General features: G+C 65.1%; 15 protein-coding genes. 6 read left to right on the top strand and 9 right to left on the bottom strand.

What is annotated here, in order from left to right:
* Window positions 1-12 precede the first annotated feature (12 nt).
* From AC1D0O_RS03565 to AC1D0O_RS03555, 3 genes are all read left to right on the top strand, one after another.
* Window positions 13-603 carry an MFS transporter gene (locus tag AC1D0O_RS03565; protein ID WP_477652169.1) on the top strand — a complete coding sequence of 197 codons (591 nt, stop codon included), beginning with the start codon at window positions 13-15 and terminating at the stop codon, window positions 601-603.
* Entirely contained in the window at window positions 600-2,438 is a 1,839-nt protein-coding gene (gene lpdA, locus AC1D0O_RS03560) for a dihydrolipoyl dehydrogenase (protein ID WP_477652168.1), read from the top strand. The genes AC1D0O_RS03565 and lpdA overlap by 4 nt, the downstream gene beginning before the upstream one ends.
* Before the next feature lie 358 nt (window positions 2,439-2,796).
* Window positions 2,797-4,215 carry a reverse transcriptase family protein gene (locus tag AC1D0O_RS03555; protein ID WP_477652167.1) on the top strand — a complete coding sequence of 473 codons (1,419 nt, stop codon included), beginning with the start codon at window positions 2,797-2,799 and terminating at the stop codon, window positions 4,213-4,215.
* Between the two features lie 6 nt (window positions 4,216-4,221).
* Here AC1D0O_RS03555 and soxA read toward each other — a convergent pair whose 3' ends face one another.
* The 8 genes from soxA to AC1D0O_RS03515 form a co-directional block, all read right to left on the bottom strand.
* Complete coding sequence (gene soxA, locus AC1D0O_RS03550) at window positions 4,222-5,010, bottom strand: sulfur oxidation c-type cytochrome SoxA (protein WP_477652166.1); 789 nt, start codon at window positions 5,008-5,010, stop codon at window positions 4,222-4,224.
* The gene (soxZ, locus tag AC1D0O_RS03545; protein WP_477652165.1) at window positions 5,007-5,330 is read right to left on the bottom strand and encodes a thiosulfate oxidation carrier complex protein SoxZ; all 324 of its coding nucleotides are present in this window, start codon (window positions 5,328-5,330) and stop codon (window positions 5,007-5,009) included. The genes soxA and soxZ overlap by 4 nt, the downstream gene beginning before the upstream one ends.
* Window positions 5,330-5,803, bottom strand: coding sequence for a SoxY-related AACIE arm protein (locus AC1D0O_RS03540; protein ID WP_477652164.1), 474 nt, complete (start codon window positions 5,801-5,803; stop codon window positions 5,330-5,332). Before AC1D0O_RS03540 ends, soxZ begins: the two co-directional genes overlap by 1 nt.
* 12 nt (window positions 5,804-5,815) lie before the next feature.
* The gene (soxX, locus tag AC1D0O_RS03535; RefSeq protein WP_477652163.1) at window positions 5,816-6,268 is read right to left on the bottom strand and encodes a sulfur oxidation c-type cytochrome SoxX; all 453 of its coding nucleotides are present in this window, start codon (window positions 6,266-6,268) and stop codon (window positions 5,816-5,818) included.
* Complete coding sequence (locus AC1D0O_RS03530) at window positions 6,265-8,457, bottom strand: xanthine dehydrogenase family protein molybdopterin-binding subunit (protein ID WP_477652162.1); 2,193 nt, start codon at window positions 8,455-8,457, stop codon at window positions 6,265-6,267. Before AC1D0O_RS03530 ends, soxX begins: the two co-directional genes overlap by 4 nt.
* On the bottom strand, window positions 8,454-8,957 hold the full coding sequence (locus AC1D0O_RS03525; RefSeq protein WP_477652161.1) for a (2Fe-2S)-binding protein: 504 nt from the start codon (window positions 8,955-8,957) through the stop codon (window positions 8,454-8,456). The genes AC1D0O_RS03530 and AC1D0O_RS03525 overlap by 4 nt, the downstream gene beginning before the upstream one ends.
* 162 nt (window positions 8,958-9,119) lie before the next feature.
* Entirely contained in the window at window positions 9,120-10,235 is a 1,116-nt protein-coding gene (locus AC1D0O_RS03520; protein ID WP_477652160.1) for a winged helix DNA-binding domain-containing protein, read from the bottom strand.
* Between the two features lie 2 nt (window positions 10,236-10,237).
* Complete coding sequence (locus AC1D0O_RS03515) at window positions 10,238-11,146, bottom strand: glycosyltransferase family protein (RefSeq protein WP_477652159.1); 909 nt, start codon at window positions 11,144-11,146, stop codon at window positions 10,238-10,240.
* Between the two features lie 442 nt (window positions 11,147-11,588).
* On the opposite strand from AC1D0O_RS03515, the gene AC1D0O_RS03510 reads away from it, so the two are divergent.
* A complete protein-coding gene (locus tag AC1D0O_RS03510) occupies window positions 11,589-13,295 on the top strand; it encodes a ShlB/FhaC/HecB family hemolysin secretion/activation protein (RefSeq protein WP_477652158.1) in 1,707 nt (568 codons plus the stop codon).
* A 71-nt stretch (window positions 13,296-13,366) separates the two neighbouring features.
* Complete coding sequence (locus tag AC1D0O_RS03505; protein WP_477652157.1) at window positions 13,367-18,427, top strand: beta strand repeat-containing protein; 5,061 nt, start codon at window positions 13,367-13,369, stop codon at window positions 18,425-18,427.
* Between the two features lie 132 nt (window positions 18,428-18,559).
* Here the strand turns inward: AC1D0O_RS03505 and AC1D0O_RS03500 are convergent, their stop codons facing one another.
* On the bottom strand, window positions 18,560-19,255 hold the full coding sequence (locus AC1D0O_RS03500; RefSeq protein ID WP_477652156.1) for a C40 family peptidase: 696 nt from the start codon (window positions 19,253-19,255) through the stop codon (window positions 18,560-18,562).
* Between the two features lie 225 nt (window positions 19,256-19,480).
* Here AC1D0O_RS03500 and AC1D0O_RS03495 point away from each other — a divergent pair, with 225 nt between their 5' ends.
* Window positions 19,481-20,638, top strand: coding sequence for a PQQ-dependent sugar dehydrogenase (locus tag AC1D0O_RS03495; protein WP_477652155.1), 1,158 nt, complete (start codon window positions 19,481-19,483; stop codon window positions 20,636-20,638).
* The last annotated feature ends 4 nt before the right edge of the window (window positions 20,639-20,642 follow it).

Genomic DNA, 20,642 nt, shown 5'->3' with positions numbered 1-20,642 from the left:
AGGGGCGGAAGCATGACAACACTTGTAGTCGTCAAAAAGGCGGGGCAGGTCGCCATCGCCGCCGACACGCTGGTCACCTTCGGCGACACCAGCCTGGGCCAGCGTTTCGAGGCCAACAGCAAGATCTTCAAGGTCGACACGCCCGCCGGCCTGAGCTACGTCGGCATGGCCGGCACGGTGGCGCATTTCCCGGTGCTGCGCAAGGCCATGGCGGCCCTGCCCAAGGACCAGCTCAAGCTGGGTTCTCGCGACGAGGTGTTCGACACCTTCGTCAAGCTGCACCCGCTGCTCAAGGAGACCTTCTTCCTTCAGACCAAGGAAGACGACAACGACCCCTATGAGTCCAGCCAGTTCACCGTCGTCATCGCCAATGCCAGCGGCATCTACGGCCTCTACAGCTACCGCGAAGTCTTCGAGTTCAAGGAATTCTGGGGCATAGGCTCGGGCCGCAGCTTCGCGCTGGGCGCCATGCATGCCGCCTGGGACAAGGCCAAGACCGCGCGCGAAGTCGCCATGGCCGGCCTCAACGCGGGCTGCGAGTTCGACAAAAACTCGGCAGGCCCCGTCGACATATTCACCCTTAAATTGAAAGCCTCCAAATGAGCGCATCCAGCCTGCTAGACATCAAGGTGCCGGACATTGGCGATTTTGACGAAGTGTCCGTGATTGAAGTGCTGGTCAAGCCCGGCGACACCATCAAGGCCGAGCAAAGCCTGATCACCGTGGAAAGCGACAAGGCGTCCATGGAAATCCCGTCCTCCGCCGCCGGCGTGGTCAAGGAAGTCAAGGTCAAGCTCGGCGACAAGGTCAAGCGAGGTTCCGTGGTGCTGACGATTGAAGCGTCCGGCGCCGCTGTCGCCGCTGCGCCCGCGCCGGAGAAGAAGCAGGCCGCGGCCCCCGCAGCTGCGCCGGCGGCTAGCGCGACTGCCGCGCCCGCGCCAGCGGCCGCCAGCTTCAGCGGCTCCGCCGACCTCGACTGCGACGTGCTGGTGCTGGGCGCCGGCCCCGGCGGTTACTCGGCCGCCTTCCGCGCCGCCGACCTGGGCCTGAAGGTCGTGCTGGTCGAGCGCTATGCCACGCTGGGCGGCGTCTGCCTCAACGTCGGCTGCATTCCCTCCAAGGCGCTGCTACACGTGGCGGCCGTGATGGATGAGGTCAAGCATTTCGACAGCCTGGGCGTGAGTTTCGGGGAACCCAAGCTCGACATCAATAAACTGCGCACGCACAAGGAAAAAGTCGTCGGCAAGCTCACCGGCGGGCTGACGGCCATGGCCAAGATGCGCAAGGTCACGACCGTGCGCGGCGTGGGCCAGTTCGTCGGTGCCAACCACCTGCAGGTCGAGGAAACCGCAGGGGCCGAAGGCCAGGAAAAGACCGGCAAGAAGCAGACCATTGCCTTCAAGAACTGCATCATCGCGGCAGGCTCACAAGCCGTGCGCCTCCCTTTCATGCCAGTCGATCCGCGTGTGGTCGATTCCACCGGCGCGTTAGACCTCAAGGAAGTCCCCAAGCGCATGCTGATCCTGGGCGGCGGCATCATTGGGCTCGAGATGGGTACCGTGTACTCCACCCTGGGCGCGCGCCTCGACGTGGTCGAGATGATGGACGGCCTGATGCAGGGCGCCGACCGCGACCTCGTCAAGGTCTGGCAGAAGATGAACGCGCCGCGTTTCGACAACATCATGCTCAAGACCAAAACCGTGGGCGCCAAAGCGACCAAGGCCGGCATCGAGGTCACGTTTGAAGGCGAGGGCGCCCCGGCGCCGCAGACCTACGACCTGGTGCTGCAGGCCGTGGGCCGCACGCCCAACGGCAAGAAGATCGGCGCCGACAAGGCCGGCATCAGCGTGAGCGACCGCGGCTTCATCCCCGTCGACATCCAGATGCGCACCAACGTGCCTCACATCTTCGCCATCGGCGACATCGTGGGCCAGCCCATGCTGGCGCACAAGGCCGTGCACGAAGCGCACGTGGCCGCCGAAGTCATCGCCGGCGAACTGCAGGGCAACAAGGAACTCGCCAGCGCCGCCTTCAATGCGCGCGTGATCCCCAGCGTAGCCTACACCGACCCTGAAATCGCCTGGGTGGGCCTCACCGAAGACCAGGCCAAGGCGCAGGGCATCAAGGTCAAAAAGGGCCTGTTCCCCTGGACGGCTTCCGGACGCGCCATCGCCAACGGCCGCGACGAAGGTTTCACCAAGCTGCTGTTTGACGACAGCCCCGAAGCCCACGGCCACGGCAAGATCCTGGGCGGCGGCATCGTCGGCACGCACGCCGGCGACATGATCGGCGAAGTCGCCCTGGCCATCGAGATGGGCGCCGACGCCGTCGATATCGGCAAGACGATCCACCCGCACCCCACGCTCGGCGAAAGCATAGGCATGGCCGCGGAAGTTGCGCACGGCAGTTGCACCGACTTGCCGCCTGCGCGCAAGTAATTGCACCAGCGCCGGCCCCAAGCCCGAACCTTGATGGATTCGGGCTTTTGTTTGTTTGAGCCTTCAATGCCGGTAATGAACACACCTGAGATCGGCGATAAAAGCCTTCTTGTGTTGTTTTGCCGTCGTCGAAGCGATCAATAGTCGCTGTTTTCCGGGGCATCCCCTTAGAATTTCCGCGACGCCAGCATTCCAAGTGTTGCGAGCGGGACGCGATTCGTTGCTGCCTGTCCGCACCATGGGGTACCCCCATGGTTGTTTTGTACTTTGCGATTTCGGCGCGTGAGCGGCCTGCGCATTCTGCGCACCGAGCTCACGCAGGACCTGCTGGTTGGGATGCGGGCGTCAACCCAATTCCATGCGTGAAGCCAACTCCCGACATCTGATTGCACGCGGCCTGGCTCGCGCACTGCTCGCCGATGCGGACAGGCCGGGAGGCACCACCTTGCGTGCCCTTCAGGCCAGGGCTGCAGCAGCGCTCGGACAGCGCCCCGCGTGGCTTCGGGAGTTGCTTGAACCGTTGGCCCTGTTGTCGGCGATCACCTGGCAAAAATCTGACATCACTTCGCTTGCGCGGCGGCTGGAGTCATCGCATGCCTTTGACCTGGCCTTTGGGAAGGAGGATGACGAAGACGAAGAGACCTACGACTCCAGTGATGCGCAAACTTTGCCGCAGAACGTTGGCCGGGATGACCCTGAACCGGAAAAGCCGCCGCGCATTCGGCGGCTGATTCTGCGACCGCCGGTGATGCGGCCCCGGCCTATGGGGCTCGAAGCTTGCGCCTTGCCCGACGTCACCACGGAGTCCGATCTGGCGCGCTGGCTCCAGCTCTCACGTGTGCAACTGCGATGGTTGGCCCCGGCGACGCCGGCGATTGTCGAGCACTACCGTTACAGCTTGCAGGCCAAGCAGACGGGCGGCCTTCGTCTGCTTGAGACGCCCAAGGCGGAACTCAAGCGTGTGCAGCGCAACATCCTGCATACGCTGCTAAGCCAGGTGCCTGCGCATGAAGCCGCACACGGCTTTACCGCCGGCCGTTCAGTCAAAACCCATGCGGCGGCCCATGTCGGGCAGGCTGTGGTCATTCGGTTTGACTTGCGTGATTTCTTTGGCAGCATAGGGGCGGCTCAAGTCAACGCCATCTGGCGCACCTTGGGTTACCCCGAAGGTATTGCGCGAAGCCTCACCACGCTTTGCACACACCGCACGGCGGGGATGGTCATCGAGCGTTTGCGTGACGACGGTGGGCTTGACTGGATGGGTGCCAAGCGTCTTGCTTCTGCACATCTGCCGCAGGGCGCGCCGACCTCCCCGGCGCTGGCCAACCTCTGCGCTTTTAATCTCGATTTGCGGCTTGAGGGATTGGCCTGGGTGTTCGGCGCGAGCTATACGCGCTATGCCGATGATCTGGTATTTTCGGGTCCGGAATCGCTGCGCAGGCAGTTTCGCGCCTTACACGCCTGGGTTGCAGAGATCGTCCGCGATGAAGGCTTTACCCTGCATCCGGACAAGACGCGTTGCCTGCCGCAGCATCAACGCCAGCGTGTGACCGGCGTCGTGGTCAACGTCCGTCCGAATGTCCCGCGTGATGATTTCGATCGACTTAAAGCGTGTTTGCATCAAAGTGTGCTGTACGGGCCGGCGTCGCAAAACATAGACCAGCTTGCCGACTTTCGCTCGCACCTGCTGGGCCGGATCGGGTGGGTCGGGCAATTCAGCATGACGCGCCAAGCCAGACTCATGCGCCTGTTCGATCAGATCGACTGGCCAGGCTGAACCCTTCTAGGGCCGAACACCCGGCGACTCAACCCGCATGCCCTCTGCCCGCTGTTTTAGGTAAAGCTCCAACTCCACCAACTCCAGCGCGCCGTAGGCAAACGGCTGGGCGCGCACGCCGCTCATGCAGCCGCGCAGGCGGCGCTGCAGCGAGCCCAGTGCCTGCCATTCCAACCGATACACCGGATAGCCCGTGGGGTGCGCCTCGGGGATCAGGCTGCCGGCCAGGCGCTTGCTGGCCAGTCCGTCGTGGCATTGCGCGCAGGACAGGTTGAGCTGGCCCATGCGCTGTGTGAACAGCTGCTGCCCGCGCTGGCGGAAGGGCTCCAGCCTGGCGTCGTCGGGCGGCGCCAGCGGCAGGCCGCGCGACTGCAGCGCGACGTAACTTTCCAGGCTCAGCAGTTCGGGGCTTTCCGGGCGCAGCGAGGCAGCTTGCTGGTGCTGCTGTCGGCATTGGTTGATGCGCTGGCCCAGGGTGATGGGGCGGCCCAGCGGGGTGTCGAATGCCGGGTAGCGCGCCGCCACGCCGCGCATGCTGCTTTCGGCCGCCGCATGGCAGCTGATGCAGGCCTTGCCGCTGGTGCCGGCCGGCTGCTTCCACAGCGCCTCGCCGTCCTTGACCCACAGCATGCCGGGATTGAGCGCATCGTCTTTCTGCATGGCCTGGGTGGACGCGCCCATGTCTTCAAAACCCGAGCGGCGCGTGTCCTTGCCCGGCGCGGTCTGCGCGCCTGCGTGGCCTGTCAGCAGGCCCAGCAGCAGACTTGCTAGCAGGCCTTGCAAGACACGCCTCATGGCGAGACGGTCAGGTTGATGCTTTCCGTCTGCGTAAAACCGTTGTCGCCTTCCCAGTTGAGCACCAGCGTGCCGCTGTCGGTGGCCACGGTGTGGAAGGCGATGTAGGGGTTGGCCGAGACGGCTGAAAACAGCTCGACGCTGAAGACCAGTTCGCCGTTGTAGCGGCAACTGAAGGCCTGGATGATGTTGCGCGGCAGGATTTGGCCGTTCTCGCCCGGGCGAAAACCGGTTTCCATCGGGTGGCCTATGGTGGCGCGTATTTCGATGACCTCGCCGCGTTTGGCGCTGGTGGGTGCGTGGATCAGGGTGCGGGCCATCAGTAGTCCCCTTCAATGCAGGCGGCCAATGTGACGATGACGTCGACCGTGTGCGACCAGTAGCTGCCATCGCCCATCTGCGCAATGGCGACAAGCTGCTGTGAAGTCGCCAGCCGTATGCGCGTCGTCACACTCGCCTTGCCGGCGCGCGGGCCCAGGGTGAAGCGGGCCACGTCGCGCTGGGGATTTTTTTCGTTGAAGACGGCGATGCTTGTCACGTGGTCGGCCGCCGTCATGGGGCTGTCCACCGTGACGGTGATGGGCACCACATTGCCGTTGTCGACCAGCTCAGCCACGTCGAGCTTGACCTTGCCCGCGCGGACCGGCGCGCCTTTGGTATAGGCCGCCAAGGCCACGGCCAGGTCGCCCGCGGCGGCCTGTGCCGGACGCAAGGCCACTGCGATGACCGCGCCGGCGGCGCCCGCCAGCACATGGCGCCGGTTCAGAGGGGAAGAGCGGTAGAGCGAAGGCATGGTGGGTTTATCTCAGTTTCGCAAGGTCCGCAAATACGCCACCACGTCTTCAATTTGCTGGGCATCCAGGATGGTTTTTCCTTGCCAGGCGGTACCTACGCGCACCAGGCCCTCGCTGCGGTAATAGGCGGGCATGATGCAGGCCGGGTTCAGTCGCTGCGCGTCGGCGATGCGCAGGCGCAGCTGGCCTTCGTTCCAGCGCGTGCCCGCACCGGCCAGGTCGGGCGCCAGGTTGCCCTGGAAGCGTTCTTCGGGAACCGGCCCGGTGTGGCACAGCAGGCACAGGCCCAGCTGGCGGTTGGCGACGATGGCGCGGCCGCGCGCCGGGTCGCCGGGCGTGGCCGTCAAGGCCTGCGGGATCGCATCGCCGACGACCTGCAGCGGCGGCACCGCCGCCTGCTGTGCGAAGCTGGTCCAGGGCGCCATCATCATCATCCCGCCGGCGACGGCCCCTTGCCAGTTCATGCCTTCTTGAGGTCGTGGTTCTTCAGCGGCAGGTCGCGTATGCGTTTGCCCGTCGCCGCAAAAATCGCATTGAGCACCGCCGGCGCCGCCACGGCAATCGTCGGCTCGCCCACGCCGCCCCAGAAGCCGCCCGAGGGCATGATGATGGTTTCGACTTTGGGCATCTCGTCCATCTTCAGCACCTGGTAGGTGTTGAAGTTTTCCTGCTCCATGCGGCCGTCCTTGACGGTGCACTCGCCGTATAGCGCGGCCGACAGGCCGTAGACAAAGGAGCCCTCCACCTGCGCCTCGATCTGCTGCGGGTTGACCGCGTGGCCGGAATCCGTGGCGGCCACGATGCGGTGTACCGTGAGCTTGCCCTCGGCATTGACGGAAACTTCCGCGCAGGCGGCCACATAGCTGCCAAAACCCATGCATTGGGCCAGGCCGTGGAAGCGGCCGGCCGGCAGCGGCTTGCCCCAGCCCGCGCGCTCGGCCGCGGCATTGAGCACCGCCAGGTGCTTGGGATGGTTGGCCATCAGCTTGCGGCGCAGTGCGAGCGGGTCCTGCTTGGTCGCAAACGCGATCTCGTCGATGAAGGACTCGAGGTAGATGGTGTTCTGGTTCAGGTTCACGCCGCGCCAGAAGCCGGGCGGCACGTGCGGGTTGCGCATCGCGTGGTCGATCAGCAGGTTGGGAAAGCTGTAGCCGATGGAAGCCTCAGGCGCCGGCGGGTTAAGCCCCTGGAAGACAACGGGGTCTTTGCCGTTGACGATGCTTTGCGGGGCCAGGCCCGCGAGGATGGACTGGCCTGAAATGCGCATGTGCAGCGCGGTCACATTGCCTTGCTCATCCAGTGCCGCGCGCATCTTGCACTGGGTGATGGGGTGATAGCGCCCATGCAGCATGTCTTCCTCGCGCGACCAGATCAGCTTGATGGGCGTGCCGGGCATTTCCTTGGCAATCAGCACGGCCTGCGTCACGTAGTCGCTCTGGCCGCGGCGGCCAAAGCCGCCGCCCAGGTGGATCTTGTAGACGTCGCACTGCGTGCTGGGCAGTCCGGCCGCGGCCACGCAGGCGGCAAAGGCGGCTTCGCCGTTTTGTGTCGGCGTCCAGACCTCGCAGCGCTCAGGCGTCCACTTCGCCGTGGCGTTCATGGTCTCCATGGTGGCGTGGTTCTGGTAGGGGTAGGAGTACACCGCTTCGAGCTTGCGCGTGCTGGCGGCCAGCACGGCGCGCGCGTCGCCGTTGCTGTTGCCCAGGATGGCCTCGGGCGCATCCAGCCCCTCCTTCAGGAAGGCCTTGATGCTTTCGCTGGACACCTTCTCGTTCGGGCCGTTGTCCCAGACCACGGGCAGGATTTCGAGTGCGCTTTTGGCGCGCCACCAGGTGTCGGCCACTACGGCGACCGCGCTGTCGCCGACCCGCACTACCTTCTTGATGCCGGGGCGTTTTTCAATCGCGGCCGCGTCAAAACTTTTCAGCTTGCCGCCGAACACCGGGCAGTCCTTGATGGCGGCATTGAGCATGCCCGGAAAGACCAGGTCGCTGCCGTAGATCTGCTTGCCCGTCACTTTGTTGATGGTGTCCAGCCGCGCCAGGCGCTTGCCGGCAATCTTCCAGTCTTTGGGGTCTTTCAGCGCCACGGTTTCGGGCGGTGCCACTTTGGCCGCGGCCAAGGCGACCTTGCCGTAGCTGGTCTTGCGCCCCGAAGACGCGTGGGTGATGACGCTTTTGGCTGCCGTGCATTCGGCCGCCGGCACTTTCCAGCCGTCGGCCGCGGCCTGCACCAGCATCATGCGGGCGGTGGCGCCGCCCTTGCGCACGTAGTCCTGCGACTGGCGTATGCCTTGGCTGCCGCCGGTGCCGAAATTGCCCCACACGCGTTTGCGCGCCAGGTTCTGGCCGGGCGTCGGGTATTCGGTCGTGACCTTGGCCCAGTCGGCGTCGAGCTCCTCGGCCACCAGTTGCGCCAGGCCCGTCAGCGTGCCCTGGCCCATCTCGGAGCGGGCGATGCGGATGATGATGGTGTCGTCAGGCTTCACGACCACCCAGGCATTGACCTCGTTGGCCGCGGCCTCCTGCGCGCTGGCGGTGCCCACCAGCGGAATGTGGAAGGCGACCACCAGGCCCGCCGAGGCGGAAGCACCGATGAACTGGCGGCGCGACAGCCGGGGCAGGGCGCGCGGGGAAGTGGTGGCGGCGCTCACGTCGTGCTCTCGTCGGTGTGGACGATGGACAGTGCGGCGCTTTTGGTGTTGCCGCCCTGGGCCACGACCTTGATCGCGGCGCGCACCCGGTTGTAGGTGCCGCAGCGGCAGATGTTGGTCATGGTCTGGTCGATGTCGGCGTCGCTCGGGTTCGGCTTGTCCTTGAGGAGGGCGGCGGCGGCCATGATCATGCCGCACTGGCAGTAGCCGCATTGCGGAACGTCGAGCGCCACCCAGGCTTTTTGCAGCGGATGCGAGCCGTTGGGCGACAGGCCCTCGATGGTCACGATTTTTTCGGTGGCGCCGACGGTGGAGACGGGCCGCACGCAGCTGCGCGTGGGCACGCCGTCGATATGCACGGTACAGGCGCCGCATTGCGCGACGCCGCAGCCGTATTTGGTACCGGTGAGACCGAGCTGCTCGCGGATGACCCACAGCAGCGGTGTGTCGTCCTCCACTTCAAACTCACGCACGGTACCGTTGACGTTCAGCTTTGCCATGGATGCGCTCCTCAATATTTGAAGGAAGGATGGGCCGACTAGGACTGGGCGATAGTAGCGCCGGTGCATGTCGAACGCACCTGGGACTTCTATACCTGAGTAATGTGCTGACCCGCGACGGACTCTAAAGTTCGATCGGGTAAACCCTCGTAATGGAGGGCCTCAGCGAACTTCTCCCAGCGGCAGGCCGATGAAGGCCGCGTAGCGCTGGGCCGCAAGCCGCAGCGCGCCGGCACTGCCGCGCGGCAGCGGCGCGAAAGGCGCGGTGCTGATGTTGAGCGCGCCCTTTTTTGCCTCCGCTTGCCAGGTGCCGGCCACGCGGCCATCGAGTAGCAACGCCGGGCGGAACAGGCCGTTGGGTGTCATGAGCTTGCCGGCATGCGCGGGGTCGATGATGGCCTGGCGGTCCGTGTAGCCCAGCACGTATTCGTCAAAGCCCGCCAGCAAGTGCAGCGCCGGTTTGCCGGCCGACTGCGCAAGTCCTGCCGCGCGCTTGGACCACCATACGGTGCCGCCCTCAAACAGTGCATGGGTGAGGCCGGGCGCGGCCATCTCCAGCGCCGCCCTGGCTTCTCCGGCCGCCAGTCCCGACCAGCCCGTGAAATCGGCCAGCGTGGCGGGGCCGTGGCTGGCGAAGTAGCGCTGCGCCAGTTTCCGGAGCCCGTCCTCGCGAGGCAGTTCAGGCTCCAGCGGCAGCCATTCATCGAGCAGCGTGTAGCGCGCCTGCTTGCCCTGCGGATCGCCCAGGCAGATCAACCCGGTCTGGGCCGCGCGGTAGAGGATGCGTCCGCCGCGATGGCCTTCGGTGTCGATGCGGCGCTGCGCGAGTGCGGCAAAAAGTTCCACACGCGTGAGTTGCCTGTCGCCCTCCAGGCATTGGCGTATGGCCGGTAGGATTTTGCGGAAGGCGGCTTCATCAAGATTGACTTCACGGTAGGCTGCCGCGGTGCGGGTCAGCAAGGCCGGCGCGGCCAGGGCCAGCATCCAGCGCAGGTCGGCCGCCGCAACGATGTGCAGCGTACCGCGCAAGACCCAGCTGCGCACCACCTTGCGCTGGGCCAGTGCTTGTTCGACGGCCGCGTCGCTGATGGCGGCATCGCCTGTGAAGCGTGAACCGACAGCCCAGCGCGCATGGGCGTATTCCTGCGCCTGCACGGCGCCCAGCCATTGCACGGCTTGCGCTACCCGCTTGAACGGGGCCGGCTTCGAAGACAGAGGCGCCAGGCGATGGCTGGCCAGGCGCAGCGCGATCAGTTCCTGCCGGGAAATGTCTGCCATGCTCAGGCAATGCTTTCCATCATCGCCAGCATGCGGCCCTGCCATGCCGCCGGTGAAAAACGCTCACGCAGCAAGGCCTGCGAGGCCCGCACCATGGCTTCGCGTCGCGGCACGTCGGCCAGCAGCTCCGCGCAGGCCCGCGGCAGGTCTTGCAGTTCCGCCATGGCCATGTGCACGCCGGGCTGGATGCCGAAATCCTCCCAGCCTTCAAAGCTGTCGGACACCACGGCCGTGCCGGCCGCCCAGGCCTCGAAGGTGCGGAACTGGTCGAAGTAATGCAATTCGGAATCGGCGTGCACGTTGAGGTTGATGCGCGCCCCGGCGCGGCAGGCATCGCGCGCCGCGCCCCAGAGGCCGCTCCAGATGAACTCGGCCTTTAGGGGCGCGGCCGCGAGGAACAGGCGTTCGGCCTCGCGCCGCCGCGGCGTGTCGCCGCCCAGCATGACGACGTCCCGGCTTCTTGACGTTTCCGGAAACGGCTCACGCACGTGCTTGTCCGCCACCAGGTAGGGCAGGTGGAAAGTGGTGAGCGCCGGGAAATGCTGCGCGAGGTAACGCGCGATGGAGGCGTCCATGGCCATCACGGCATGCAGGCCGGGCGCGATGGCATCGAACAGCCCGGCCTTGTAACTGTGCACCGTGGCCGATGCGTCTCGCGTCAGCGGGTCGAACATCCAGAGCACATGCTTGCCGTGCCGCGGCAGGCCTTGCCTGGCAAAGCGCGGAAGGGCGTAGATGCCGGCGATCAGCAGGTTGATGTCGCTGGGGCCGGCGTCGGGCAGCGGCGCCTCGGTGCTGTTGCCCATGTCGATGAACTCGGCCTCGTGCCCGGCCTGCAGCAGCACGTCCATCCACAGGCGCGCGGCGCGGCCGAACAGGGTGTCGATGTCGGTATAGATGTGGACTCTCAATGCGATTCCCGTTTGTTTTGGCTCTCGCCGCTTATAGCGCAACTGCGAGTAAACGAGTTTGCAAGCGCTGCGGATGCCGGCCGGGCAATTGGGCGGCGGCCCTGGCCCAAAACTTTACACGGCGGCCTGGCACTTTTTAAAAATTTCCGGCCGTGATGTCGCGGCCGCGGCGTCGCTAAAAATACCTCGTAAGTAGTAACTAATCGGAGCTAAAAGTGACAAAAGCGGGGTATAGGTAAATGAATGTAAGTAACAAGAATTAGTGGTTAAAAAAATGGGGAAAGACTATTACACGAAGTTCGCCGGAATTAATCACTTTTCCTGGCTTGTATCAAGTTTGACAATTGGTTACTGTGAATTAATTCACGGAATTGGGATGCGGTAGATGCCGTCTGTGATGTTGCAGCGGCGCATAAATCTTGATCTTTAGGCAGGATGAACAATGAAGCGTACTGATGGCGTTGGCTTGCACGACGTTCTTTCCCATGTCTTTGCGCTGTGTCTGGTCATTCCGGCCGTCGCCTCGGCACAACAAGCCCCTTCGACCATAGACCCGGGCCGGCTTCGCGAACGCTTTGATTTCCAGCCTGAGCCCGCACCCGCGGCACCGCCCACACAAGTCAGGAGCGACTCCGCCGAGCCCTTGCCGGATTCACTCAAATCCATACGCGTCACGCTCAAGGAAATCCGCATCGAGAGCGCCACAGCGCTGCCGGGCAATGTGCTGCAGGCGCGGGCCGACAGTTACACCGGGCGTGAGATCACGGGCGGCGACATCCTCGAGCTCGCGTCTTCGCTGACCGCGATGTACCGCAACGCGGGCTACATTCTTTCGCTGGTCGTGGTGCCGCCGCAATCGCTCGCGGACGGCACGCTGACCTTGCGTGTCGTCGAGGGTTATATAGACCGCGTGAACATCCAGGCCGGTCCCGGCGTCAGCACCTCGGTGCAGGAACAGCTGATGCGCATCGGCGAAAAAATCCAAGCCTCCAGGCCCATAGAGGGCCGCGTGCTGGAGCGCTACCTGCTGATCGCCAACGACTTCCCCGGCATCGAACTGCGCAGCGTGCTCGCGCCTTCGCAGGCGCCGGGCGCGGCCGACCTCACGCTGGTCGCCAGCATGAAACGCGTGGAGGGCTTTGCCTCCATCGACAACTACGGCTCCAAATACCTCGGGCCCGGCCAGCTGACGCTGAGTGTGGCGGGCAACCAGTTGCTGGGCGTGAACGACCAGTGGCGTTTTGTCGGCGTGAGCAGCGGCAACTCCAAGATGGCGTATGCGCAGCTGTCCTATAGCCAGGTCGTCACGACCGAGGGCCTCCGGCTTTCGGCCGCCGTGTCCCAGGCACGCACGCAGCCCGGCGACATCCTCACGCCTTTCGAGGTGCGCGGCAACGCCGACACGGTGTCGCTGGGCGCCGCTTACCCCTTGCTGCGCACCCGCAATGAGAGCCTGATAGCGCGCGCAGCCTATGACCATTCCGATGTCCAGACCGAAATACTGGGCACCCGTGTGATCGAGGACCGCATACGCGCGCTGCGCCTGGGCCTGAGCTGGCGCCTGCTGGATCGCATGGACGGGCAGAACGCACTGGAGGTCGATTTCAGCCAGGGGCTGGGCGGCACCCAGGAGTCCGACCCGCTCAAGAGCCGGGTCGGCGCCAAGGGGGTGTTCAACAAGCTCACGTTCGACTACGAGCGCTCGCAGTTCGTGGGCCCGAATTTTTCGTTCACCGTGGGCGCGGGCGGGCAGTGGGCCAATACGCCGCTGCTGTCGTCCGAGCAGTATGCCTTGGGCGGGAGGCGCTTCGGCCGGGCTTATGAGCCGGCGGAGCTGGTGGGCGAACGCGCGCTGGCCTTTCGCATCGAGCCGCGCTTCGTCGGCGCGGGCACTGGCATGCCGGGGCTCAGGTCCTGGCAGTTGTTCGGCTTCTATGACATCGGCAAGGTCTGGAAGGTCGGCAGTGTCACGCCGGGTACGCCGGATAGCCAGAGCCTGGCTTCCGCCGGCCTGGGGCTGCGCCTTTTCCTTGAAAAAAATGTGGTGGCCGCGATCGAGGTGGCCTGGCCGTTGACCAAGTCCATCGCGAGCTACCAATCGGGCGGCAAGGATCCGCGGCTGATGGGTTCTCTGCTGGCGCGGTTTTGATGTGTGTTCGCTGAATTTATCCGTGTTGCTTTATATCTTTTTGCCTTCCTTTGCCCTCTAGAGGTGATTCCATGCAAGTCAAGTCCCATCCGCAAGGCCTGCGCCCTCCGTCCCGCCGCCGGCCGTCTTTTGCGCTGAAAACCCTTCCCGCCGCGGCGGCGCTGCTGTTCGCGCCGCCCGGCTGGACCGTCGACATCGCGGGCGCGGCGGGCTTGCCGCAAAACGGCACGGTGTTTCGCGGCGACGCTTCGGGCTCGGTGTCCGGCAACCAGATGACCATCACCCAGAACACCAGTCGGGCCGTGTTGAACTGGGGGACCTTCAACATCGATCTCGGCAAGACGGTGGAGTTCAGGCAGCTTGATGCCTCGTGGGCCATCCTGAACCGCATCACCGGCGACACCAACGCTTCGCAAATCCTGGGCGGCCTGTCGGCCACCGGCACGGTGATGCTGATGAATCCCAACGGCATCATGTTCGGGCCAAGCGCCGTGGTGAACGTGGGTTCGCTGATAGCGACCACGGGCAACATTGACGTGAGCAATTTCATGAGCACCGGCGGTGCTCAGATCACGGGCGCCACCGGCAGCATTGAGAACCAGGGCGGTATCACCGTGCAGGGCGCGGGGCTGGTGGCGCTGGTCGCGCCTTCGGTCACCAACCACGGCAGCATCAGCGCCACCAGCGGCACCATCGCGCTGGCCGGCGCCACGGCCGCCACCGCCACCGTGTCGCTCAACAGCGGGCTGTATGAATTCGCCATCGCTGGCGGGGCGACGGGCAGCAGCGTCTCCAACACGATCGGCGCCAGCCTGAACGGCGCGACCCTGCGGCTCGGTGTCGGCGACGCGGCCAACCTGCTGTCCGGCGTGATCAACCTCGAGGGCGTGCAGCAGGCCAGCAATGCGATTGTCGTGAACGGCAATGCGGTGGTGCTCAAGTCGGCGCTGCAGGCCTCCAGCGTCAGCGGCAATTCCAACCGGGTTGACGTCTACCAGGGCGCACGCATCCAGGATGCGGTGAACATCGCCAAGACCGGCATGCCCGGCGCGGGCGCAGCCGTGGACGTGCATGCCGGCAGCTATGCCGAGCAGGTGGCACTCAACAAGGCCAATCTCACGCTGACCGGCCTGCCGGGCGCGAAGATCGTGGTGCCCGACACCACGAGCCAGCTTAACGGCATAGGCATCACCGCCAACAACGTGACGGTCACGGGCCTGGAGATCGCCGGGCCGGTGGACCGGCCTTACACCAGCTACGCCTGGGGAGGCATCACCCGCGGCATTGCGGTTGGCGACGGCGTCACCGGCTTCACGATCAGCAACAACAACATCCACGATGTGCGCAACGGCATCCTGATTCACGGGCGCAACAACACCGGCAGCGTCACCGGCAACCGCATTGAAAACACCAAGAGCGCCATCTCGGTGCAGTACACCGACGGCAGCGGCATCGCGATGGCCGGCAATAGCCAGGGCCCGACGGGCAACGAATGGGGGCTGAACCTGCACTTGAACGGTTACGTGGACGGCTCGACGATCCGCAGCAACCCGATGGCCGCAAGCCCGACCCTGGCCTGGCAGCAGGCATTGCTGGCCCTGAGCGCCGCCAACGGCGGCTGGTCGGTGCAGGACCAGGGCTACACCTCATCCAATCGCACACACGTGAACGTGGCCACCACGGGTTCCGGCGGCGCGCAGGGTAGCGCGCTCACGCCGCTGGGCAGCGTCCAGGGTGGTGTGGACGCCGTGGTCACGGGCGGCACGGTCAACGTCGCGGCCGGCACCTACACCGGCGGCGTCAGCATCACCAAAGCGCTGACGCTGGATGGCGCAGGCGCGGGGCAAACGGTGCTGCAGGCCGCCTCGGCGGGCGTCGGTGACGGGGTGACCATCAACAACGCCTCCAACGTCACGGTCTCCGATCTGTCGATCGCCAACTACGGCAACGGCCTGCGCATAGACGGTACCTCCAACAACGTGACGGTCAATCGGGTCGCCTTCAACAACAACACCTCCGGTATGCGCAACGGCACGACGACCCGGGCCGATAACTTCCGCATGCTCAATAGCAGCATCACCGGCGGGCAGATCGGCGTGCAGACCTACAACAACTACCAGATGGTGGGCGGCCACGCGGTAGCTACGGGCTCTTTCAACAACGCTCTGTTCGAGAATGTCACGGTGGACGGGCCGAGCTTCAAGGGCTTTTACCTTGAAACCGCGAACGACCTGACGCTCAGGAACGTCACCGTCAGCAATGCCGGAAACTATGGTGCGCCACCTTCGTCATCGCTGCACCAGCGCTACGGCGCGGGCATAGACATCAACCTCAAGTACGACGCTTTCAATTCGATCAATTTCGACAATGTAGTGGTCAAAAACTCGGGCGGGAGTTCGGGCGACCCGACGGCCGCGGCGGTGGTCATCAAGACCCGCGGCATCCCTGGTGACAGCAGCGATTACACCGCCGCGCCGGCCAGCCTGCAAAGCGTCACCATTTCGGGCGGCAGCATCGAAGACTCCAGCCATGCCGGCATACGCTTTGAAACGCTGCGCCGTGGCAACAACAACGGCAACGGCAACGGCAACAACGGCAATGGAAATGGAAACGGAAACGGCGGACAGACCAGCGTCACCATCACCGGCACCCAGTTCAAGAACAACGGGCAGGACATCTCGGTCGATGCCACCTCGGTCGACGCCCGCGGCGCCGTCTTTGTGGGCGCGGCAGACGGTTTCGCCATTGAAGACCGCGTGACCCATGCGCTGGACACCACCGGGCGCGGCCTGGTGACCTGGACGGACGGCAATGTCTACGTCACGCAGGCCAGCGGCAGCATCCAGCGCGGCGTGGATGCCGTGGTCGCCGGCGGCACGGTCAACGTGGGCGGCGGCACCTTTGTGCAGCCTTCCACGCTGGTGGTCGACCGCGGCGTGACCTTGGCCGGTTCAGGCCAGGGCGCGACTGTGATCGACGCGCATAACGTCAGCGGCTACGGCATCAACGTGACGGCCGACAACGTGTCGCTCAGGGACTTCACGCTCTACGGGCCCAGCGCCAACTTGGCATCGTCCTACGGCATCAAGGTGGCGCCCGTGGGCGGAGCATCGGCCCGGTTGCGCAATTTTTCGATTCGCAACGTCACCAGCCGCGGCGCGGGCCGGGCCGAGCTGGACCTCAACGGCGTGGACGGCGCCCTTATCGACCATGTCACGGCCAACGGCGCGCCCGTGGGCAACGACGCGGGCAGCACGCAGGGGGCAGGCATCCAGCTGACCGACAGCGCCAACGTGACCGTCAGCAACTCCACCACGCGCAACAACGCCTGGGGCGGCCTGGCGCTTTACCAGGCCAACCGCTATTACAACCAGCAGATGAACAACATCACGGTGGCGGGCAACAACACGTTTACCGAGCGCAACCCGGTCTACCTGCAGGACGAGTCGGCCAGCCGCAACTTCGGTGCGCTCAGCATCGCCGGCTTCGACTTCGCGGTGCGCAACGCCAGCACGGCGGGCGACAACAACCAATACACCTGGCTGCAGGCCTCGCAGCAGAATGCCTACGACTACGCCGTCAACCTGGGCAGCTCGGCCTCCAGCTATGTGCAGGGCTGGAACGGCGCGCAGGCCACGCAGGATTTCCACGTCGGCATCGGCAGCCTGCTGAGCGGCGGCACGCAGGCCCTGTCTATCGGCACGGCGATGGGCAACGCGGGCAACGGCGCCAACATCCGCGTGGGCGCGGGCGCCTACGGCGAGAACGTGGTGGTGAACAACCCCTACAACTTCTACTTCAGTGACAGCACCGTGCACAGCCTGGCGCTCAATGCCGGCGCGGGCGGCTCCGGCGTCGCCGGCACGGTGACGGCTGACGGCGCGGGCGGCATTGTGTTCCAGGCACCGGTCCGCCTGCTGGGCGACACCACGCTGGCCACGCTGGGCGCTGATATCACGCTGGGCGGCGACATCCAGAACGGCGGCGGCGCGGCCAGCGCGCTGAGCCTGATGGCGGGTTCAGGCGCCAACCGCGGCAATGTGCACATGCTGTCGGGCGGCACCGAGGCCAATGCGCTGGGCCAGTTCGAGGTGGTGTCCAACGCGTTCAAACTGGACAGCACGCTGTGGGTCAAGGGCTATGGCATCGACGCACTGGGCAATGTCGCGCTGAGCAACCACACCCTGCGCGGCCAGGACGCCGGCGCCACCAACACCTTGAACGCCGGCGGCGACGTGAGCGGCTCCACCATCAGTGCGGGCGCCGTCCAGGTCACCAGCGGCGGCGACGTCTCGGCCAACGTCACCGCCAGCGAGGTGGCGGTGGCCGCCGTCGGCGACGTGAGCGGCACCACCACCAGCCAGGGCAATGTGCAGGTCAGCAGCAGCACCGGCGACATCAGCGGCAACATCAGCGGCAACAATGTGGTCGTGCAGGCGCAGGGCGACATCAGCGGCACCACCACCAGCCAGGGCAATGTGACGGTCAGCAGCAGTACCGGCGACATCAGCGGCAACATCAGCGGCAACAATGTGGTCGTGCAGGCGCTGGGTGACGTGAGCGGCACCACCACCAGCCAGGGCAATGTGACGGTCAGCAGTAGCACCGGCAACGTCAGCGGCAACATCAGCGGCAACAACGTGGTCGTGCAGGCGCCGCAGGGTGACGTGAACGTGGTGGTGGTGGCCACGGGCTCCGCCTCACTGGCCGGCGACTCGGTGGTCGCCAATGTCGTGGCGCCCGTGGTGACGGTGGCCGCCGTGGGCGAGGCCCAGCTCTCCGGCTCGTCCTCGCAGGTCACGATGAATGCGGGCAGCGGCAGCGTCAGCGGCAATTTCGGGCAGGTCACCAATTCGGGCGGCGGCCTCGTCAACGTCAACGGCAAACCGCAGGGCAACCAGCAGCTGTCGTCCAACACCGAAAACAACCGCGTGATCCCTTCCGGCAGCAATCTGGTGGAAGGCACCCCGGCCGAGCAGCCTGCGCTTCAGCTGGCCCAGGCTGCCAGCCTGGTGGCGGACACCGAGGTGCGCACGGTCCGGAGTTCACCGTCCGGCGCCGGCGAGGCCATCGACAACGGCCAAGCCGTGGAACTCGACATGTCGCCGAAAAACGAGCGCGAGAAGGAGTAAGAGAAAGAAAAAAAAGGCGAAGCGCCGTTCACAAAGCCCAGCGAAGCGGTCCTGGCTAGGCGCACCGCCGCAGACAGGGCTCCAGCCCGGCAAGGCGGTGCAACAACGCCAGGAGGGTTTTGTGAGCGGCGCTCAGCGCCGGTATTGTTCCTGCTGCATCACCTGCTGCGCCTGCAGGCTGGCTGCGAGTTGCGGTGCGGTGGTTTGCACGGCCTGGATTTCGGGGGTTGCGGCCGTCGCAGGCTGGGACACCGGCAGTGCCGCCGTGCGCTGGGTTTCCGGCGCGGTGTTGCCTTGCGGGGTGACGCGGCGGGCGCCGTCAAAGCGGCGCTGCCAGTAGCTCACGCCCATGCTTTCGACGCGCACTTCGGCGCCAGGCTTGGGGGAGTGGATGAATTTGCCGTCGCCGACGTAAATACCGACATGGCTGAAGGCGCGCCGCATGGTGTTGAAAAACACCAGGTCGCCGGGCTGCAGGTCGTTCTTGTCGATGCGCTGGGTGGCCGCGGCCTGTTGTTCGGCGCGGCGCGGCAGCAGCAGGCCGACGCTTTGTTCGTAAATGGCGCGCACAAAGCCGCTGCAGTCAAAGCCGGTTTCCACCGTGTTGCCGCCGCGCTTGTAGGGAACCCCCAGGAAACCCATGGCGTTGACCACCAGCTCGGAAGCCTTGTTGCTGACGTTCTGGCGAACGTGGTCAATCTTGGTGAGCAGGCCCTTGTCGGCCAGCAACTTGTCCATGTCGTCGCCAGAGCTGCCCGGTGCCGCGTGCACGCCCGCCGCCAGCAGGGCGGCAGAGGCAATGATGAGGGCAGGGGCAATTTTTCGCATGGCGCCTAGGATACTTGACAGATCTGTCCTACGTCAACCTCAAGTGGCTTCTGGATAAGCTTTACAAACCCTTGATTTGTAACGAGTTTATCTACGGGAAAACCCCTTTTTACGATTCAGGTGCTATGTTTGCATATGAAAAAGGCGCATTGGCTGACCGCCTGTCGCGGGTCTGGTGCCCAGACTTGTGGGTGCCGGCTCCCGCACAAATTTAAGGAATGAAATATGCCCTATCTCAAAGCGGTATCTGAAAAGTTCGCTCTTGTTTTGATAGCGACTTTCCTGGCCAGCCTGCCCGCCCAAGCGCAAGGTGTGCGCCCTGAAACCGTGGCGGCCGGCCTGCAAAACCCCTGGGGCCTGGCTTTTTTGCCAGGCGGCCGTTTCCTGGTGACCGAGCGCCCGGGCCGACTGCGGGTCATCGCCGCTGACGGCAAGCCGGCGGCGACCGTGGCCGGACTGCCCGAGATCGCCGCCGGCGGGCAGGGCGGCTTGCTGGACGTGGTCACCGACAGCGACTTTGCCCGCAACCGCACGGTCTTCTTCTGCTTTTCCGAGCCCGGGTCTGGGGGCCGCGGCAACAGCACGGCGCTGGCGCGGGCGACCCTGAGCGCCGACGACAGCCGGCTCGAGAACCTCAAGATCATCTTCAGCCAGAAACCCAAGGTGGCCAGCAGCTCGCACTTCGGCTGCCGCATCGTCGAAAGCCGGGCTGCCGGCGGCGCCGTGGACGGGAAGCTCTTCCTGACGCTGGGCGAGCGCTTTTCGCGCAAGGAAGACGCCCAGGCGCTGGACAACCACCACGGCAAGATTGTCCGCATCAACAAGGACGGCACCGTCCCCCAGGACAACCCTTTCGTGGGCAAGGCCGGCGCCCTGCCGGAGATCTGGAGCTACGGCCACCGCAATGCGCAGGGCGCGACGCTGGCGCCCGACGGCACTTTCTGGATGCACGAACACGGCCCGCAGGGCGGTGACGAAATCAATCTTCCCAAGGCCGGCGCCAACTACGGCTGGCCTGTCATCACCTATGGCGAGAACTACGGCGGCGGCAAGATTGGCGAAGGCCTGACCGAAAAAGCCGGCATGCAACAACCCTTGCATTTTTGGGTGCCCTCGATCGCGCCTTCCGGCATGGCCTTCCTGACGAGCGAACGCTATGGCAAAGCCTGGCAGGGCAACCTGTTTGTCGGTTCACTCAAGTTCGGTTACCTGGACCGCATCGAACTCTCCGCGCCCTTCACCGGCAAGGTGGTGCGCGAAAGCAAGCTGCTGAGCGAACTCGGCGAGCGCATACGCGACGTGCGCCAGGGCCCGGACGGCTTGCTCTATGTGCTGACCGACAACAGCAACGGTAAACTGGTTCGCCTGCTGCCCGGGAGCTGAAACC

This window comes from Polaromonas sp. P1_F2 (assembly GCF_056405735.1).
The sequence above is the reverse complement of the archived record's forward strand: the minus strand, read 5'-3'. Positions and strand labels throughout refer to the sequence as shown.

What these genes read in the sequence shown, in the direction of transcription:
- AC1D0O_RS03565 (WP_477652169.1), top strand. Translation starts at nt 13, where the DNA reads ATGACAACACTTGTAGTCGTCAAAAAGGCGGGGCAGGTCGCCATCGCC.
- lpdA (WP_477652168.1), top strand. Translation starts at nt 600, where the DNA reads ATGAGCGCATCCAGCCTGCTAGACATCAAGGTGCCGGACATTGGCGAT.
- AC1D0O_RS03555 (WP_477652167.1), top strand. Translation starts at nt 2,797, where the DNA reads ATGCGTGAAGCCAACTCCCGACATCTGATTGCACGCGGCCTGGCTCGC.
- soxA (WP_477652166.1), bottom strand. Translation starts at nt 5,010, where the DNA reads ATGAGGCGTGTCTTGCAAGGCCTGCTAGCAAGTCTGCTGCTGGGCCTG.
- soxZ (WP_477652165.1), bottom strand. Translation starts at nt 5,330, where the DNA reads ATGGCCCGCACCCTGATCCACGCACCCACCAGCGCCAAACGCGGCGAG.
- AC1D0O_RS03540 (WP_477652164.1), bottom strand. Translation starts at nt 5,803, where the DNA reads ATGCCTTCGCTCTACCGCTCTTCCCCTCTGAACCGGCGCCATGTGCTG.
- soxX (WP_477652163.1), bottom strand. Translation starts at nt 6,268, where the DNA reads ATGAACTGGCAAGGGGCCGTCGCCGGCGGGATGATGATGATGGCGCCC.
- AC1D0O_RS03525 (WP_477652161.1), bottom strand. Translation starts at nt 8,957, where the DNA reads ATGGCAAAGCTGAACGTCAACGGTACCGTGCGTGAGTTTGAAGTGGAG.
- AC1D0O_RS03520 (WP_477652160.1), bottom strand. Translation starts at nt 10,235, where the DNA reads ATGGCAGACATTTCCCGGCAGGAACTGATCGCGCTGCGCCTGGCCAGC.
- AC1D0O_RS03510 (WP_477652158.1), top strand. Translation starts at nt 11,589, where the DNA reads ATGAAGCGTACTGATGGCGTTGGCTTGCACGACGTTCTTTCCCATGTC.
- AC1D0O_RS03505 (WP_477652157.1), top strand. Translation starts at nt 13,367, where the DNA reads ATGCAAGTCAAGTCCCATCCGCAAGGCCTGCGCCCTCCGTCCCGCCGC.
- AC1D0O_RS03500 (WP_477652156.1), bottom strand. Translation starts at nt 19,255, where the DNA reads ATGCGAAAAATTGCCCCTGCCCTCATCATTGCCTCTGCCGCCCTGCTG.
- AC1D0O_RS03495 (WP_477652155.1), top strand. Translation starts at nt 19,481, where the DNA reads ATGCCCTATCTCAAAGCGGTATCTGAAAAGTTCGCTCTTGTTTTGATA.